Source organism: Pseudomonas sp. TMW22080 (assembly GCF_022496745.1).
Lineage (GTDB): Bacteria > Pseudomonadota > Gammaproteobacteria > Pseudomonadales > Pseudomonadaceae > Aquipseudomonas > Aquipseudomonas bubulae.
In genome coordinates, this window is the sequence record NZ_SCFF01000001.1 from 477,817 (window position 1) to 494,238 (window position 16,422).

The 16,422-nt window shown below is 59.3% G+C and carries 16 protein-coding genes; 11 read left to right on the forward strand and 5 right to left on the reverse strand.

Features of this window, described 5'->3' with window-relative positions; translation table 11 throughout:
- Window positions 1-4 precede the first annotated feature (4 nt).
- A complete protein-coding gene (locus tag EQV96_RS02075; RefSeq protein WP_095026468.1) occupies window positions 5-886 on the forward strand; it encodes an alpha/beta hydrolase-fold protein in 882 nt (293 codons plus the stop codon).
- A 147-nt stretch (window positions 887-1,033) separates the two neighbouring features.
- Window positions 1,034-1,471 carry a YqaA family protein gene (locus tag EQV96_RS02080; RefSeq protein WP_095023842.1) on the forward strand — a complete coding sequence of 146 codons (438 nt, stop codon included), beginning with the start codon at window positions 1,034-1,036 and terminating at the stop codon, window positions 1,469-1,471.
- A gap of 19 nt (window positions 1,472-1,490) precedes the next feature.
- Here the strand turns inward: EQV96_RS02080 and EQV96_RS02085 are convergent, their stop codons facing one another.
- The gene (locus tag EQV96_RS02085; RefSeq protein ID WP_095018007.1) at window positions 1,491-2,477 is read right to left on the reverse strand and encodes a hypothetical protein; all 987 of its coding nucleotides are present in this window, start codon (window positions 2,475-2,477) and stop codon (window positions 1,491-1,493) included.
- A 480-nt stretch (window positions 2,478-2,957) separates the two neighbouring features.
- Between EQV96_RS02085 and EQV96_RS02090 the strand changes: the two genes are divergently transcribed.
- From EQV96_RS02090 to EQV96_RS02130, 9 genes are all read left to right on the forward strand, one after another.
- The gene (locus EQV96_RS02090; RefSeq protein WP_133144550.1) at window positions 2,958-3,365 is read left to right on the forward strand and encodes a biopolymer transporter ExbD; all 408 of its coding nucleotides are present in this window, start codon (window positions 2,958-2,960) and stop codon (window positions 3,363-3,365) included.
- 3 nt (window positions 3,366-3,368) lie between these two features.
- On the forward strand, window positions 3,369-4,121 hold the full coding sequence (locus EQV96_RS02095) for an energy transducer TonB (RefSeq protein WP_240881185.1): 753 nt from the start codon (window positions 3,369-3,371) through the stop codon (window positions 4,119-4,121).
- 44 nt (window positions 4,122-4,165) lie between these two features.
- Window positions 4,166-6,406 carry a TonB-dependent receptor gene (locus tag EQV96_RS02100; protein WP_095018009.1) on the forward strand — a complete coding sequence of 747 codons (2,241 nt, stop codon included), beginning with the start codon at window positions 4,166-4,168 and terminating at the stop codon, window positions 6,404-6,406.
- Between the two features lie 65 nt (window positions 6,407-6,471).
- Window positions 6,472-7,119, forward strand: a complete 648-nt coding sequence (locus tag EQV96_RS02105; protein ID WP_095000357.1) for a MotA/TolQ/ExbB proton channel family protein — start codon at window positions 6,472-6,474, stop codon at window positions 7,117-7,119.
- A 19-nt stretch (window positions 7,120-7,138) separates the two neighbouring features.
- Window positions 7,139-8,872: a bifunctional metallophosphatase/5'-nucleotidase gene (locus EQV96_RS02110; RefSeq protein WP_240881187.1), complete on the forward strand. Its 1,734-nt coding sequence runs from the start codon at window positions 7,139-7,141 to the stop codon at window positions 8,870-8,872.
- Window positions 8,869-9,285, forward strand: a complete 417-nt coding sequence (locus EQV96_RS02115; RefSeq protein WP_153326205.1) for a cytidine deaminase — start codon at window positions 8,869-8,871, stop codon at window positions 9,283-9,285. The genes EQV96_RS02110 and EQV96_RS02115 overlap by 4 nt, the downstream gene beginning before the upstream one ends.
- Window positions 9,286-9,326: 41 nt before the next feature.
- Window positions 9,327-10,586, forward strand: a complete 1,260-nt coding sequence (locus EQV96_RS02120; protein ID WP_240881189.1) for a NupC/NupG family nucleoside CNT transporter — start codon at window positions 9,327-9,329, stop codon at window positions 10,584-10,586.
- Between the two features lie 64 nt (window positions 10,587-10,650).
- Window positions 10,651-11,748: an endonuclease/exonuclease/phosphatase family protein gene (locus EQV96_RS02125; RefSeq protein ID WP_240881190.1), complete on the forward strand. Its 1,098-nt coding sequence runs from the start codon at window positions 10,651-10,653 to the stop codon at window positions 11,746-11,748.
- A 55-nt stretch (window positions 11,749-11,803) separates the two neighbouring features.
- Window positions 11,804-12,424 (forward strand): TetR/AcrR family transcriptional regulator, encoded by a 621-nt coding sequence (locus EQV96_RS02130; RefSeq protein ID WP_095018014.1) that lies wholly within the window; start codon window positions 11,804-11,806, stop codon window positions 12,422-12,424.
- A 91-nt stretch (window positions 12,425-12,515) separates the two neighbouring features.
- Here the strand turns inward: EQV96_RS02130 and EQV96_RS02135 are convergent, their stop codons facing one another.
- The 4 genes from EQV96_RS02135 to EQV96_RS02150 are packed head-to-tail and all read right to left on the reverse strand — an operon-like array spanning window position 12,516 to window position 16,208.
- Entirely contained in the window at window positions 12,516-13,382 is an 867-nt protein-coding gene (locus tag EQV96_RS02135) for an ABC transporter permease (RefSeq protein ID WP_095023836.1), read from the reverse strand.
- An 18-nt stretch (window positions 13,383-13,400) separates the two neighbouring features.
- The gene (locus tag EQV96_RS02140) at window positions 13,401-14,261 is read right to left on the reverse strand and encodes an ABC transporter ATP-binding protein (RefSeq protein ID WP_240881191.1); all 861 of its coding nucleotides are present in this window, start codon (window positions 14,259-14,261) and stop codon (window positions 13,401-13,403) included.
- Between the two features lie 5 nt (window positions 14,262-14,266).
- Window positions 14,267-15,286: an ABC transporter substrate-binding protein gene (locus EQV96_RS02145; protein WP_240881192.1), complete on the reverse strand. Its 1,020-nt coding sequence runs from the start codon at window positions 15,284-15,286 to the stop codon at window positions 14,267-14,269.
- Window positions 15,287-15,311: 25 nt separating this feature from the next.
- The gene (locus EQV96_RS02150) at window positions 15,312-16,208 is read right to left on the reverse strand and encodes a TauD/TfdA family dioxygenase (protein WP_138738032.1); all 897 of its coding nucleotides are present in this window, start codon (window positions 16,206-16,208) and stop codon (window positions 15,312-15,314) included.
- Window positions 16,209-16,422: the final 214 nt, after the last annotated feature.

The following is a 16,422-nucleotide window of genomic DNA, read 5'->3' on the forward strand; positions in this document are numbered from 1 at the left end:
CCTGATGAGAAACCTGACCCTGCCATTGACGCTGCTGCTTGCCCTGGCCCTCCCCGGGCAAGCCGCCCAGGCCCGGCCCGCGCCTGACCAGCTGATGGATACCCGCCTGCTGCAGCGTACAGATATGGACTACCGCTTCAGCCGCTTGCTGATCGACTCCGCCGATGGCCAGCGCCATTATCAGCTATGGATCGGTCGACCCAATGCCGCGCCGCCGAAAAACGGTTTCCCGGTGCTGTGGATGCTCGACGGCAATGCCGCCATCGGCGCACTAGATGCCGACCTGCTGCGGGATCTTGCCCGTGGCAAGGCACCATTACTGGTCGCCATCGGCTACCAGACACCACTGCGCATCGAGCGCACTGCCCGCATTTACGACTACACCCCGAACAGGCCTGGCCTGACCGTGCAAACCGACCCGCTGAGCGGGTTGCCCAGTGGCGGTGCGGATGTCTTCCTGGACCTATTGCGCGAGCGCATGCGCCCGGCGGTGGCGGCCAAGGCACCGATCAACCTGCAGGAGCAAATCTTATGGGGCCATTCCTATGGCGGCCTGCTGGTGCTGCACGCCCTGCTCACCCGCCCCGGAGAATTTGCCCGTTACGCAGCGGCCAGCCCGTCGCTGTGGTGGGCCGACATCCACCCCGGCGCGGACTTCAAGCAACGCATGAACGGGCACAAGGCCGATTTGCTGTTGATGCGCGGCACGGCCGAACCCGCTAACCCGCGCGGCCCGAGCGACGGCGAGCCAGACAGACTGATCCGCCAACTGGCGGGTGAACTGAGTGATATCCCGGGACTGGCGGTTGACTATCAGACATTCGACGGCATGAGCCACGGCGAAACCCTGCCGGCTTCGCTGCGGCGGGTATTGCAAAACTTTTAGCCGCTGCCAGCCCAGCCAACTTTTGCGGGAGCGGGCTTGCTCGCGATGGCAGCGCCTCGGTTGGTCTGGCAGACTGCAGCGCCTGTATCGCGAGCAAGCCCGCTCCCACAAGGTATGCGGCGGTGTCCATCTACCCTGGAAGTTTACGTGTTTGAATTAACCAGCTATCTGGGTCTGTTCCTCGCCGCCTTTGGCGCAGCATCGCTGCTGCCCATGCAGTCGGAAGCCGTGTTGGTCGGCATGCTGCTGTCAGGCAAATATGCAGCCCTGACCCTACTGGCTATCGCCACCCTGGGCAATGTGCTGGGCTCGGTACTGAATTGGCTGTTGGGCCGCTCGGTGGAACGCTTTCGGCACAAGCGCTGGTTTCCGGTCAGCGAGCAAAAGCTCGACAGGGCCCAGCAGTTCTATCTGCGTTACGGGCGCTGGTCACTGCTGCTGAGTTGGATGCCGATTATCGGCGATCCGCTGACCATGATCGCCGGGGTCATGCGCGAACCGCTGTGGAGTTTCGTGCTGATCGTCACCCTGGCCAAAGGTACCCGGTACCTGCTACTGACCGCGGCAACCCTGGGCTGGTCCTAGACAACCAGCCAGCGGGGTGTCAAACCGGCTCTGCGGCGATGCGGTTTTCCATGGCCGGAGGGTATTCAGGCAGCCAGGACAGGGGCATCAGCTGATTGTACTTTTGAAAGAACGAGGACTGGATCCGCCCGCGAATCGGCTCAAGCTGTTCAATCAGCTGCGTCAGTGCCTGCTGTTGCAAAGCCAGGTTCACTTCATCCTCGGCCGTATTGCTGTCGGGCAGTGCCAGCGACTGCAACACAATACTGTCACTGAAGTAAGCCGGCACCCGCCGACCATTACGGTGCAGCTGGTTTTCGGCGCGATAGCATTGCACAAGCCCCGCCATGACCATTTCGGCCTTGTTCAGGCCACTGGCCAGGCGCGGTTTCAGATTGCGTTTTTCGTCCAGAACTGACTGATACCTCACCAGTTGCTCATTGCAGGCCAGCACATCGGACTCCAGCTGTTCAAGGAACTCATGCTTGAGTGCCATCAGTTCGTTGCGTACATCTGCAATTTCGTCCTGGTACACACCCAGTGCTTCGTTGCGACGCTTCTGCTGTTTGCCATACCCGGCGTGATTTTGCGCACGCAAGGCGCACAATTCAGCCTCGCGCTCCCGTGCGCGGTATTCCAGACGTTGCAGGCGTACGGCGTAATTGTTCAGCAGGTCCTGTGCCGCCCGCTCGAACGCCTGATCAAATTCGCCGCAACGTTTTACCGTGCCAACAATATCCAGTGCTGTCAGGCGGGTTTGCACCAGGGCGATGCGCGCCTCGGCCCAGGCCAGCACCTTGTGCCGTTCTGACTCAAGGGTCGTGCGGATCTGTTCTTCAATGGCCGTCAGCCGGGTGGCTTCCACAGGGGGATAGCCTTGCTCGCCATGGCGCCGGGCTTGCTCGACGATATTCAGCTCACGCTTGAGGCTTTCAAATTCAAGCGGTACCAGAAAAGGGTTATCCACGTGAGCACGGCTGCGCTCAGCCTGCCCCAAAATATTCAACAGCTTTTTGAATAACTGCATGGCGTTCGCTCCGCTAAACCCTTGATCTCAACAGCCGGCACTTCAGATTAATATCATCATGCCAATGCCTTTGCATAACAACAATAGATTAGTAGCACTTTGACATCTTCACAGCCAAAACCGTGGAAAAACAGCGTTATGGCGAATGATTCCTGATGCCAAATCTATAAGCTGACAGGCCTGTCAAGTTTATAAAAATTTATCCTGGCCACCCTGCAACGAAATACTCTTTCAAGTAAATGCCTGCAAAATCCTGAAAAGACGGCGCTTTTAACCACAAAAATCAGTTTAGTTTCGATATTAAAAAAAACAAAAAAATACACAAAATCTGAAATCAAAATGAAACAGCACCCCTCTACCTTTGCAACCTGTCACTTGAGACAGGTTCTGGGCATTTCTTCTGCGTCCTGGCAAACCGCAAGTGAAAACCTGAACGGATGTTCAGCTTTTTGATCCCCTCTGTGGATTGGAGTACACGAAATGCGAAGCTGGGAAGAACCCAAGAAAAAGCGTCTGCATATCGAAATCATCCCGATGATCGACGTGATGATGTTCCTGCTGGTGTTTTTTGTATTGATCAGTCTCAACGTGATACCCGCACTCGGCATCAAGACCCAGTTGCCAGGTGCCGCTCATGCGCAGCAGCTCAAGCCGCAAAACAAGGCGGTCATCACCCTGGGCCTGGACGAGCGCCTGCAAATGGATGGCAAGGATCTGAACCAGAGCGATCTGGTGGCTCAACTCAAGGCCATGGAAAACCCTGACGAAAAGATGGTGATCATCCTCAACAGCGATGCAGGTGTTGAGGTGGCGCGTCTGGTCAGCGTGATGGATGTGCTCAAGGGCAGCGGCTTCTCGTCTGTCTCCATTGCGACGCGGAAGCTGTAGGCCATGTCGGTTTTTTTCAAATCACGCAAAGCCATCGCCTGTTTGCCGGCCATCTGCCTGCTGGCGGTGGCCGTCCATAGCAGCATGGACACGGACCTGAAAATCACGCCCAAATACGACGACAGCAGCGTCGAAGTGGCCCTGATAAATCTGGATGAACTGCTGCCTCCCCCTCCCGAGCCTGAACCGGAGCCCGAGCAGGTCGCCGAGTTGCCACCACCGGAGGAGGAAGTGGTCGAAGCCGTGGAAATCGCGCCTCCCCCACCACCCAAACCCAAACCGCCAGCTCCCAGGCCGCCGCCACCCAAGCCCAAGCCGCAGGTGGTCAAGGCCGTACCGACACCACCCAGGCCTCAGCCTGTGCTGCAAGCGCCCACGCCTGCACCCGCTACGGCCCCCCCTGTAGCGCCAGCCAGACCGATTGCCCAGGCCCCGCGCGCCAACCCGGCAGACCTGGAGAGCCGCTATATCGCCCGGCTGCTGGCGGAGCTGGAGAAATACAAGCAATACCCGCGAGGTCGCGAGGCTTCACTGCAACGCCCGCAAGGCAATGTGGTGGTGTGGTTGCTGGTTGACCGTAGCGGCAAGGTGCTCGACTCGGGCATTGAAAAGAAGGCGACCAATATGCTGCTCAATCGCGCCGCACAAACCAGCTTGCAACGCCTCGATAAAGTTGTGCCCTTCCCCGAGGAAAGTTTCTCGGGCAAGGATAAATACCGTTTCAGCGCCACGCTTGTATACAACACAGAGCCATAACTAAAGCACGTCAGCTCTGACACTTACGCTTAGGGGAAACTGTTTTGAAACTCAATACTTTATTCGCAACGCTACTGGCCGTTGGGGTTGGCGGCTGGACGTTATCAACGCTCGCAGAAGATACCGTTGATATAGGCAAGGTTAATGTCACCGGACAGAGTCTGGGTAATGGGCTTATGGTCGAAGAAGACAGCGCCAAAGGCCGTTCGACCGTAACCAAGGAAGCGATGGACGAAATGGCACCGACTGCCAACGCCATCGACAAGCTCAAGTACACCCCCGGCATCAACGTTTCCAGCACCGACGCATCAGGGGTAAGCGGCACCAGCTTCACCATGCGCGGGATGAACTCCGACCAGGTCGGCGTCTCCTCGGACGGTATCCCGATCAACGATTCCGGGGACTATGCGGTGTATGCCAACCTGCTCGGCGACCCGGAAAACCTCGGCGAAGTCTTTGTCACCCAGGGTTCTTCGGAAATCGACGGCCCGCATATCGGCTCCAGTGGCGGCAACATTGGCCTGGTGACCCTGCGCCCGACCAAGGACTTCGGCGTCTTTGTCAAACAGTCGGTCGGTTCCAACAGTTTGAACAAATCATTCGCGCGGATTAACACCGGCGATTTGAATGGTTTTAAAACCTTTGTCTCGGCGTCCCATACAGAAGGCGAAAAGTGGCGCGGCAAAGGCACCGTACGCGCCGACAGAGTTGAGTGGAACACCTTGTTCGAAGATGGCAACGGCAACTCGACCAATGCCATCTTCAAATACAGCACCCAGGAAAACTACAACTACAACACCCTGAGCAAGGCACAGTTTCAGAAGTCGGGCCGTGGCCTGGACTATGCCGAAATCCCGATCTACAACAGCAGCGGCAAGTTGACCCAGTACTACAAGATCAACCGCAACCCGTTTGAAAACGCATCAGCCACCCTGACCCAGCGCTTTCAGTTGCGTGACGACCTGGCGCTGACCATCGCACCCTACTACTTCTGGTCCAATGGCGGCAGCTTCAGCGGCCAATCGGCGACCGGGCTGTCTTCGACCAGCGACAAGGCCGGCAACTTTGACCTCAGCGGACTGGCCTACGACACCTACTACCGCCCATCATGGACCGAGAGCTGGCGCCCTGGCGTGACCACCAAACTGAAATGGGACTTCAACGAAGCCCACAGCATCGATGTCGGTTACTGGTATGAACGTGCCCGCCAGCGCCAGACCCAGCCTTTTATCAGCATCACCGAAAACGGTACGCCGGATGATATCTGGGGCGACTACAACAGTGGCAACCAGCTCACCGACAAAAATGGCGCCACGGTACAGGGCCGTCACCAGTACACCGTCACCCCGGCACAGAAAATCTGGGCCCAGGACGTGTGGACGGTCACCCCTGACCTGACCCTCACCGGCGGCATTGCCTACCAGTACGTCGAACGCGATGGCAACAACCTCGGCAGCCTGTACAGCGCTCCCGAAAAGCGTGATGCCAGGTACCACGAGTTTTTGCCCAACTTCAGTGCGCGCTACCAGATCAACGAGCAGCACCAGGCGTTCTACAACGTCACCCGCAATATGCGTACGCCGCCCAACTACGTGCTTTACAACGCCGGCGACTCCATCAGCCTGGCCCCGGAACTGAGCTGGAACCAGGAACTGGGTTGGCGTTTCACCCAGGACGACATGCTGCTGAGCGCCACCCTGTTCCATATCTCGTACAAGGATCGTCAGCTGTCGACCACCAATGCGGACGGTGACTACGAAATGCTCAACGTCGGCAGCGTGGTCAACAAGGGTCTGGAACTGGAGTGGAGCGGCCTGCTGCCCTACAACTTCAACTACTACACCTCTTACACCTATACCAGCGCCGAGCAGCAGGATGACGTGACCACACGCAACAAGGAACTGCCCACCTCCGGCAAGCAACTGGCCAACGTGCCGAAAAACATGCTCAACGCCAGCCTGGGTTACGACAACAAGCGCTACTACGGCAACGTGGCCGCCAAGTATGTGGGCAGCTACTACGGCGACCTGACCAACGACCAGGAAATCTCCGGGCGTACCACCTTCGATATCAACGCCGGGGTGCGCCTGCCGGTGGACAAGAAGATCCTCAAGTCGGCGGCCATCCGCGTTTCGATGCTCAACGTGTTTGACAAGGAGTACCTGTCATCGGCGCGTACCGTGGTGCTCAACGCTGCACCGGTCAACGGCGTCAGCGCCGCCACGCCTTACTACAACGTCGGTGAAGAACGCACTGCCATGGTCTCTTTCGAAGCCAGCTTCTGACCTTGCTCCCCGGGCCTGCCTGCACGGCAGGCCCGGACCATAAACGCATCTGGAGGATTACTCGCATGAACATGAATCTGCTCCACGACATCACCTTCTACGTCATGTACGGCGCCGCAGCCCTGGCCGCTTTTGTGGTCGTCGAACGCTGCATCTTCTTCAGCTACTCGCTGCGCAAGGCGCGTCAGCTGGTGCCTGCGGTCAATGGCAAAGTCCGCAGCATCGCCGACCTGCCTGCCGGGCTGACCGCGCGCGACAGCCTGCCCCTGCAACTGCTCTCGCAGATCTACGACGGCCGTCGCCAACTGCATTCGCACCAGGAGCTTGAAGACCTCGGCCAGGCCATTTACATCTCCATGCGCGGCAAGCTGTCCCACAGCCTGTGGATCCTCGAAGCCGTGGTCGCCGGTGCGCCGCTGCTGGGCCTGCTCGGCACCATCATGGGCATCATCGACACCTTCAAGGCACTGGCCGAGGCCGGTGTTTCCGACCCGGGCGAAGTGTCCCGTGGCATCGGTACGGCGCTGTATGCCACCGCACTGGGGATCTCCATCGCGCTGGTGGGCATGGTCTTCAATAGCCATCTGCAAGATCGCCTTGAACTGATCAACGACCACCTCAAGATGCTTTTGCTGCGCGCAGGCCTGGGCACGCAATACGTCACCTCGTCAGCACCTGCCGCCGCCACTGCTGGCCAGCCACGTACCGCCTGACCGGCACCAAGGAGCTTGCATGTCGAATCTTCTCTCGCGTCTGCGCAGTGCCAGTATGGTCATCCCGGCAGCATTGGTGCTGGCCGCCTGCCAGCAACCGGTCAAGCCGGTCGCTATCAATATTGCCGCGATCAACGATTTTCACGGCAATCTGGCCGCCACCCCGTTCACCTACACCGATGCCACGGCACCGGCTGGCAAAGTGTCGCTCAAGGCGGGGGGTATCAACGCCCTGAGCGGCGTGGTTGGCGAACTGCGCAAACAGGACCCGCAACTGCTGTTGATTGGTGCGGGCGACATGATCGGCGGCAGCCCGCCGATGTCTTCGATGTGGGCCGATGAGCCGACGCTCGAAGCCCTCGGCGAACTGGGGCTGAAGTTCAGTGTGGTTGGCAACCATGAACTGGATCTGGGCAAACTGGAGTTGCAACGCCAGATCAATGGCGGCTGCGTGTCGCCGCGCCCGGACAAGGCCTGCCAGTTTGACAACAACTACAGCGGCACGCGCTTCCCCTATATGGCGGCCAACCTGATCGACGCGCAAACCGGCAAACCACTGCTGCCTGCTTACCGTATCGAGCAGGCCAACGGCGCCAAAATCGCCTTTGTCGGCGCGGTGTTGCGCGACCTCCCGGCCTATGTAAGCCAGCAGAGCATGGACGGTCTGTACACCATTGACGAGGCCGAGGCGATCAACGCGCAACTGCCCGAACTGCGCAAACAAGGGGTGGATGCCGTGGTCGCGGTGATCCACCAGGGCGGTGAAACCACCGAACGCTTCGACCAGCAGGATTGCAGCCAGCTCAAGGGCGATATCGTCGATGTGGCCAGGCGTCTGGACCCGCAAATCAAAGTGGTGGTCACCGCTCACACCCACCAGGGCTACCTGTGCCGCCTGGGCGACAAGCTGATCACCCAGGGCAGCTCGTTCGGCCGCCTGCTGACCCATATCACCCTCACTGTGGACCCGGTCAACCACCAACTGCTCGATGCAAAGGCACAAAACATCGTGGTCGACCCCGCGCGCTACACGCCGCTGCCAGAAATTGCCGCGCTGCAGGCCGATATTGAAGCGCGCAGCAACGAACACCTGAACAAACCCGTGGCCCGTATCGCCACCCGCGAAATCAACCGCACCCTCAACGACGCCGGCGAGTCGGCCATGGGCGACCTGATTGCCGATGCGCAACTGCACGCCACCCGCGCCCTGGGCGCCGAGGTGGCACTGACCAACCTGGGCGGCATCCGCACCGACCTGATGCTCGAACCCGGCCAGCAGCACCTGACCTATGGCCAGGTAGCCTCCGTGCAACCGTTCAACAACACCCTGAACATCCTTACCCTCAGCGGTGCCCAGCTCAAGCAATTGCTGGAGCAGCAATGGCAGAACAACGGCTTCGGTTTTTATCCCCTGCAGCCATCGGCCACCCTCAGCTATCGCTGGGATGCCAGCAGGCCCCAGGGCCAGCGGATCATCGCCGACAGCCTGAAAATCGATGGCAAACCGGTGCTACCCGAGCAGACCTACCGGATCACGGTCAACTCGTTTATGGCCGGGGGCGGTGACAACTTCAGCGTACTCAACCAAGCCAGTCAACGGGTGGATACCGGCCTCAACGATCTCCAGGCACTGGTCGATTATCTGCAAGCCCAGGACCGCGCCGGGCAGCCAGCGGGAGCAAGCACGCCACAACAACGGATTGAAAAAGTTGCCCAGACCCTGGCTGACGTCACCGCGAGCAACGCCCCATGAACCGCAGCCCCGAAGCTCAGGCGCAGTACGAGCGCCTGTTACCTGAAGCGATCGCCGCAGCCCGGGCAGCCTGGTGCCCGCACTCGAACTTCCCGGTGGGTGCGGCGCTACTCACCGCCGATGACCGGATCATTCGCGGCTGCAACGTCGAGAACGCCTCATACGGCCTGACCAACTGTGCCGAACGCGGCGCCCTGTTCAGCGCCATTGCCCAGGGCCATGCACCTGCCAGCTTCAAGGCGATGCTGGTGTATGCCCCGAACGTGGCGCTGATCTCCCCGTGCGGCGCCTGCCGTCAGGTCATGCACGATCTGATGAGCCCTCACTGCGTGGTGTATTGCGTCGGCCACGAAGCGGCGGCGGCACGCGAGTGGACGGTCGAGCAATTGCTGCCCGGTGCCTTCGGTTTCTGAACCGGTGCGACCTTGATGCGTGACATACGGGAATCTGGTCAATGAGTTTCATTGGAGTGGTGGTATTGATTCTCCTGGCGGTGCTGCTGTCCAGCAACCGCCGGGCAATCAAGTTGCAGACCGTAGTCGGGGCATTTGTATTGCAGGCAGGCCTGGGTGCCTTCGCCCTCTATGTGCCATGGGGCCAGGCAACGCTGGCTGCGATCAGCGATTCGGTTGCCCTGCTGCAAGACTATGGCAATGAAGGCATCAGCTTTGTCTTCGGCCCTCTGGCAGGTAGCAAAATGAGCGAAGTGTTTGGCAGCCAGGGCTTTGTTTTTGCGATCAAGGTGCTGCCGCTGATTGTGTTTTTCAGCAGTTTTATCGCCATCCTTTACTACCTGGGCATCATGAGTGTGGTGATCCGCGTGATTGGCGGCGGCTTGCAGCGGGTGCTGGGCACCAGCCGTACCGAGTCGATGTCGGCCACGGCGAATATATTTGTCAGCCAGTCCGAAGCGCCCATTGTGGTGCGCCCGTTTCTGGACGGTATGACCCGCTCTGAACTGTTCGCGGTGATGGTCGGCGGCATGGCTTCGGTCGCAGGTTCGGTGCTGATCGGCTATGCCAGCCTGGGCGTGGAGCTTAAATACCTGATTGCCGCCAGCTTTATGGCTGCCCCCGGCGGCTTGCTGATGGCCAAGCTGATGGAGCCGCAAACCGCTGAACCGCGCGACAACTTCAGTGACATCGAGGTATACCCCGACGATAAACCGGCGAATGTCATCGACGCCGCCGCACTGGGAGTCAGTAACGGCCTGCAACTGGCCCTCAATGTGGGCGCGATGCTGCTGGCCTTTATTGCCCTGATAGCCATGCTCAACGGCATCCTGGGCTGGGTGGGCAACTGGTTCGGTTTTGCCCACCTGAGCCTGGAACTGATCCTGGGGCATGTGTTTGCGCCACTGGCTTTTGTCCTCGGCGTACCGTGGAGCGAGGCCATGACGGCAGGCAGTTTTATCGGCGAAAAACTGGTGCTCAACGAGTTCGTCGCCTATGTCGATTTCGCGGCCTATCTTGACCCGGTCCAAGCCGCTGCCAAAGGCATCCAGATACTGTCGGGGCCCACCCAGGTGATCGTCACCTTTGCCCTGTGCGGTTTTGCCAACCTGTCGTCGATCGGCATCCTGCTCGGCAGCCTGGGCGTCATGGCGCCCTCGCGACGTCAGGATATTGCTCGCCTGGGCCTGCGCGCAGTAATTGCCGGCACCCTGTCCAATCTGATGAGTGCTGCGTTGGCGGGGGTGTTTATTTCCCTGTGAAGCCCGCCCCCATAAACAAGCCTGCATCCCCCCTCACAGACCTTTATGCCTGGATAGACTGCCAATGAAACTGCTGCGTACCCATTTACTGATCGTCGTCTGCACCCTGCTGCTGACCGCCTGCGCCAATCATGTCGAGCCTGAAGCTGGCCGGGTCTCACTAATGACCTGGAACGTCGAAAACCTGTTCGACACCGAGCACGACAACGGCAAGGACGACTTCGCCTACCTGCCCCTGAGCGTCAAGCGCGCGCACCCGGAGTACCTGGCCAGCTGCGCAAAAATCCAGGTCCCGGCGTGGCGCAAGGAGTGTGAAGAAAACGACTGGACCCCGACTTTGCTCGATGAAAAACTCAAGCGCCTCAGCGCCGTGATCAAACAGATCAATCAAGGCCGCGGGCCGGATATCCTGATGCTCAACGAAGTTGAGAACATCAAGGTTGTCGAGCAACTCAATGCCCGCCTGAACACGTCCGGCTACCAGACCCGCGTACTGATCGAGGGCTGGGACGAGCGCGGTATCGACACCGCAGTACTCAGCCGTTTGCCTCAATGGGACACCGCCCGCCTGCATCCAGTGCCCTACCAGGCGCTGGGGAATGATGACCCGGCACGGGTGAGCAAAACCCGGGGCATTCTCGAAGTTCGCCTGTTGTTGCCTGATGGCCAGAAAGCGGCGATTTTCTCCCTGCACCTGCCCTCAGGCGGTGCCCCGGGCTACCTGCGCCAGCAGGCCGTCGCCTACCTGGCCCGGCTCAAGCGCGAACTGCCGGACGATGTACTGCCCATTGTCGGCGGCGACTTCAATATCAATGCCGGCGAAGAACAGCAGCACGGCTATATCGCCAAAGACCTGGCCAGCACCTGGGCGGTGTCCCAGTTCATCGGCTGCGCGGGCTGCAAAGGCAGTTACTACTACCACAGCAAACGCGAGTGGTCGTTCTTCGACATGCTTCTGTTCCCGCCACAGATGACCGCTGCCAGCGGTTTCAATGGCTGGCAGGTTGATCCGCAGAGCATTCGCCTGGTGTACAGCAGCCCTTATCAGGTCAACCGCTGGGGCACCCCGGCACGCTTCGATGGCGCCCGTCATGCCCAGGGCGTATCGGATCACTGGCCGTTGTACGCCGAGATTTTCCGCACAGCGCCCCCTGGCAATTGACCTATGCTGTGTCGTCAGCCGCAGCCCTCTCCTGTCGTGATAAATCAGGTACTCGATGAGCAACCCGAAAGTAAAGATCCGCCGCAAAAACGTCGAAAAAATCCTTTTGGCCGCAGAGAAAGTCTTCGCCGAACAAGGCTATGCCGGGACCAAGATGGCCGATATTGCCAAGCAAGCCGCACTGCCGCGCTCCAACCTGCACTACTACTTTTCCACCAAGGACGAGCTGTACCGCGAAGTTCTGGTCAACCTGCTGGACACCTGGGGGCTGGAAGGTGCCTGTTTCGAAAAGTTCGACGACCCGCGGGTGGTGCTCACCAGCTACATCATGGAAAAGATGAACCATTCACGCACCCGTCCCCACGGCTCCAAACTGTGGGCCAACGAAATCATGCGCGGTGCACCGATGTTCCAGGACATGCTCGATGAGCATATGGCCAAGGGCGCCAAACTCATGGAGCAGAAAATACGCCAGTGGGTGGACGAAAAACGCATCAACCCGGTGGAGCCTTCAGCGTTGTTGTACATGATCTGGGCCTCGACCCAGCACTATGCCGACTTCGACTATCAGGTCTGCGCACTCAACGGCCATCAGCCGCTGTCCGACCAGCAATACCATCAGGCGGTACAGACCATCACCTCGGTAATATTGCGCGGGGTGGGGCTTAGCCTGTAGAAACTCGGTTGACGATCAGGCCCTCCTGTGGGAGCGAGCCTGCTCGCGAAGGTCGTTCGCGAGCAGGCTCGCTCCCACTCGGTTTTGCTGGTCAGCGTTGCATGCCCCAGCGCTTGACCGTGACCCGCTCCAGGGTATCGAACACCAGGTTCTCCACCAGCAGGCCGATCAGAATCACCACCGCCAGCCCGGCGAACACCTTGTCGGTGTACAGCTCGTTGCGGTTCTGGAAGATATACCAGCCCAGGCCGCCCTTGCCGCTGGTGGCACCAAACACCAGCTCGGCGGCGATCAGCGTGCGCCAGGCAAAGGCCCAGCCGATTTTCAGACCGGCAAGGATCGAAGGCAGCGCCGCCGGAATAAGAATAAACAGCACAAAGCGAATTCCCTTCAGCCCGTAATTGCGCCCGGCCATGCGCAGGGTCTCCGACACCCCGAGAAACCCGGCATAGGTGTTCAGGGCCAGGGCCCAGAGCACCGAATGCACCAGCACGAAAATCAGGCTGTTCTGCCCCAGGCCGAACCACAGCAGCGCCAGCGGCAAAAGGGCAATCGCCGGCAGCGGGTTGAACATCGAAGTCAGGGTACTCAGCAGATCACGGCCCAACTGAGTCGAAACCGCCAGCGTGGTCAGGGCAAACGCCAGCACGATGCCGATCAGATAGCCCTTGAGCAGTACCACCAGGGAAATACCCACCTTGCTCAGCAACTCGCCGCTGATCAGGCCGTCATACAGCGCACTGGCTGTTTGCAAAAACGTCGGCAGCAGCAGGTCGTTGTCCTGATAGCGCGCCACCAGCTCCCAAAGCACAGCCAGCACGATCAGGATCAGGCTTTTACGTAACCAGCCCTGCTGCCACAGACGCTGGCTCAACGGCAATTGGCGCTCCAGCGGCACACTTAGCAGCGGTTCCAGGACCACTTCATATTCCTGGCGTACAGATGATGATTGATTCATCGGACAATCCTCCACAGCTCAATATGCGATACGGATATCGGCGAAATTCAGCGGTTGTTCGTCGGTACCGGCGTGCGCTTCATCAAACAGCAGCCGATGGATGCGCTGCGCCGTGTGCTGAAATTGCGCACCGCCAAGGCTGTGCAGGTTGTACTGATGGCTGTTGATCTCGGCCCGCACCCGCCCCGGATGCGGCGACAGCAGCAGGATACGGTTGCCGACCACCAGCGCCTCTTCGATCGAGTGGGTGACAAACAGCAAGGTAAAGCGCACCTCCTCCCAGAGCAGCAGCAATTCTTCCTGCATCTTGCGTCGGGTCAGGGCGTCGAGAGCTGCAAAGGGTTCGTCCATCAACAGGATTTTCGGCTGCATGGCCAGGGCACGGGCAATCGCCACCCGGGCCTTCATGCCACCGGACAAGGTGTGCGGGTAAGCATCGGCAAATGCCGCCAGACCGACCTTGTCCAGATAATGCAGAGCCCGCTCCTCGGCCTCGCGCCGAGGCAAGGTTTTCGACGCCAGCAACGGGAACATCACGTTTTGCTTGAGCGTTTTCCAGGGTGGCAACTGGTCGAACTCCTGGAACACCACCATGCGGTCTGGCCCCGGGGCGGTGACGGGTTGGCCCTGCAGGCGGATCTGCCCTTCACAGGGGGCATGAAAACCGGCCACAGCTTTGAGCAAGGTCGACTTGCCGCATCCCGAAGGTCCAAGCAGGATGAAACGGTCGGCCGGATCGATTTCAAAGCTGACCTGATGAGTCGCCCGCACCACACGCTGCGGCGTGCGGTATTCAAGGCTGACCTGCTCGACCGACAACAGGGCTGGCCCTGTTGCATTCAAGTGGCTGGCCGTGTGGCCTTGCACCGAGGCATTCATTATTGTCAGCTCCCCTGCAACGGTTTTGCGTCCTGGAAGAAGTAATCCTTCCAGGAGTCAGGTTTATTTTTGATCGCACCCACGCGGTACAAGAACTCGGCCAGCGGATAGGTATTTTTCGGCGTTACGCTGAACTCGTACTGCGGGTTGTCGATGATTTTAAGCAACTCGGCGCGGTCGATATTGGCCTTGGTCACGCGGATATAAGTGTCAGCGGCCGCGCCCTTGTCGTTCTGGGCAAACTCGGCGGCTTCAGCCAGGGCCTCGATAAAGGCCTTGTAGGTTTTCGGGTTGTCGCTACGGAACTTCTCGGTGGCAAACAGCACTGTCGGCGAGTTGGGACCCAGCAAGTCATAGGTGTTGAGCACCACATGCACGTTTGGATTTTTCAGCGCCTGATCCTGGAACGGCGGGTTGGAAAAATGCCCGCTCAGCTCCGTACCACCGGCGATCAGCGCAGCGGTGGCATCCGGATGCGGGACGGCGATGGTGTACTTGTCCAGCCGGTTGAAGTCCTTGTCGCCCCACTGTTTGGCAGCGGCGTATTGCAGGAAGCGCGACTGTACTGAAACGCCCACGGCCGGTACCGCGATACGGTCTTTTTCGGTGAAGTCGGCGATGGTGTTGACCTGCGGGTTATTGCTCAGCAGGTAGTACGGGAAGTTGCCCAGCGAGGCCACGGCCTTGACGTTCTGCCTGCCATGGGTGCGATCCCAGATGGTCAACAGCGGGCCGACTCCGGCCCCGGCAATATCGATGGAGCCGGACAACAAGGCATCATTGACTGCCGCGCCACCTGACAACTGAGTCCAGTCGACCTTGATATCGATGCCCTCCTCCTTACCGTGCTTCTCGATCAGGTTTTGATCGCGCACCACGTTGAGCAACAGGTAAACAATGCCGAACTGCTCGGCGATACGGATTTCGCCTTCGGCATGGGCGACGTTCGGTGCCACAAGGCTGCCGGCAAGCAGACTAAGGCTCAGGCCCAGACTTGCGGCCACGGTTTTGATGGATGCGGGCATGGCAATGCTCCTTGAAATGAGTCAATCAGAAAGGCGCGTTGCCCTGGATGGTGGTGCGATACAGCTTGCGGCGCAGATGGCTTGGGCATCCGGCGGCGAGATGGATCAGCGAACGGTTGTCCCAGAACACCAGGTCATGGGGCTGCCACTGATGGCGATAGATGTTCTGCTCCTGCACGCTATGGGCGTAAAGCTCGGCCAGTAACTGCCGGCTCTCGTCCTCGGGCAGGCCGACAATGCGAGTGGTAAAGCCCTCACTGACAAACAGCGCCTTGCGGCCGTTTTCCGGATGGGTACGCACCACTGGATGCACCACCTCGTTCACCTGTGCCAGTTGCTCCGGGGTCAGGGTCGGACGCCAGTTACCCTCGAATTTGCTTTCGCTGTAGCGCGCCGTATAGGAATGTGCAGCCGAACGCCCTTCAACCGCCTTGCGCAAGGCCTGAGGCAGGCCATCCCAGGCCTTGTGCATATCGGCGAACAGAGTGTCGCCGCCCTCGGCAGGCAGCTCCTGGGCATGCAGCATCGAGCCCAGGCTTGGCAGCTCTTTATAGGACAGGTCCGAATGCCAGAACTTGCCTGCATCGCCCAGACCAATGGACTGGCCGTTTTCGATGATGTTGGAGACGATAAGGATTTCCGGGTGACCGGTCAGCAGAAATTGCTTGAGCACATGGATCTGCAAGATGCCGAAGCGACGGCTGAAGTCGATCTGTTGTTGCGGGGTAATGCACTGATCACGAAACACCACCACGTGATGCTGCAGATGAGCACGATGGATACGCGCAAAGTCCTGGTCATTGACCGGCAAAGCCAGATCCAGACCCATGATTTCGGCACCCACGGCGCCGCTGAAAGGACGGATTTCAAAGGCTTGAGGCGCGATGCTCGCGGCAATCCCAGAGGCAGACGGTGCAGACATAAATCACTCCCACGCAGGGCACGCCCAATGGCGCGCAGATCGATCAGAAACTCACGGTGGCCCCGTGCTGGTTCATTTCGTGCGGCGCGTCGATTGGTCGACCTGTACGCAGGGGTATGACTTTATAGATATAAGAAATTAAATTTAAATACTTTTATTGCATAAGCATATGAGCGCTTGCCCGGCTTTTTTCCGCCGCGCTATTAAAGAGCCA

Bases quoted from the DNA above. Each gene is read 5' to 3' on its own strand.
- EQV96_RS02075 (WP_095026468.1), top strand. From the start codon at position 5: ATGAGAAACCTGACCCTGCCATTGACGCTGCTGCTTGCCCTGGCCCTC.
- EQV96_RS02085 (WP_095018007.1), bottom strand. From the start codon at position 2,477: ATGCAGTTATTCAAAAAGCTGTTGAATATTTTGGGGCAGGCTGAGCGC.
- EQV96_RS02090 (WP_133144550.1), top strand. From the start codon at position 2,958: ATGCGAAGCTGGGAAGAACCCAAGAAAAAGCGTCTGCATATCGAAATC.
- EQV96_RS02095 (WP_240881185.1), top strand. From the start codon at position 3,369: ATGTCGGTTTTTTTCAAATCACGCAAAGCCATCGCCTGTTTGCCGGCC.
- EQV96_RS02105 (WP_095000357.1), top strand. From the start codon at position 6,472: ATGAACATGAATCTGCTCCACGACATCACCTTCTACGTCATGTACGGC.
- EQV96_RS02110 (WP_240881187.1), top strand. From the start codon at position 7,139: ATGTCGAATCTTCTCTCGCGTCTGCGCAGTGCCAGTATGGTCATCCCG.
- EQV96_RS02115 (WP_153326205.1), top strand. From the start codon at position 8,869: ATGAACCGCAGCCCCGAAGCTCAGGCGCAGTACGAGCGCCTGTTACCT.
- EQV96_RS02120 (WP_240881189.1), top strand. From the start codon at position 9,327: ATGAGTTTCATTGGAGTGGTGGTATTGATTCTCCTGGCGGTGCTGCTG.
- EQV96_RS02125 (WP_240881190.1), top strand. From the start codon at position 10,651: ATGAAACTGCTGCGTACCCATTTACTGATCGTCGTCTGCACCCTGCTG.
- EQV96_RS02130 (WP_095018014.1), top strand. From the start codon at position 11,804: ATGAGCAACCCGAAAGTAAAGATCCGCCGCAAAAACGTCGAAAAAATC.
- EQV96_RS02135 (WP_095023836.1), bottom strand. From the start codon at position 13,382: ATGAATCAATCATCATCTGTACGCCAGGAATATGAAGTGGTCCTGGAA.
- EQV96_RS02140 (WP_240881191.1), bottom strand. From the start codon at position 14,261: ATGAATGCCTCGGTGCAAGGCCACACGGCCAGCCACTTGAATGCAACA.
- EQV96_RS02145 (WP_240881192.1), bottom strand. From the start codon at position 15,286: ATGCCCGCATCCATCAAAACCGTGGCCGCAAGTCTGGGCCTGAGCCTT.
- EQV96_RS02150 (WP_138738032.1), bottom strand. From the start codon at position 16,208: ATGTCTGCACCGTCTGCCTCTGGGATTGCCGCGAGCATCGCGCCTCAA.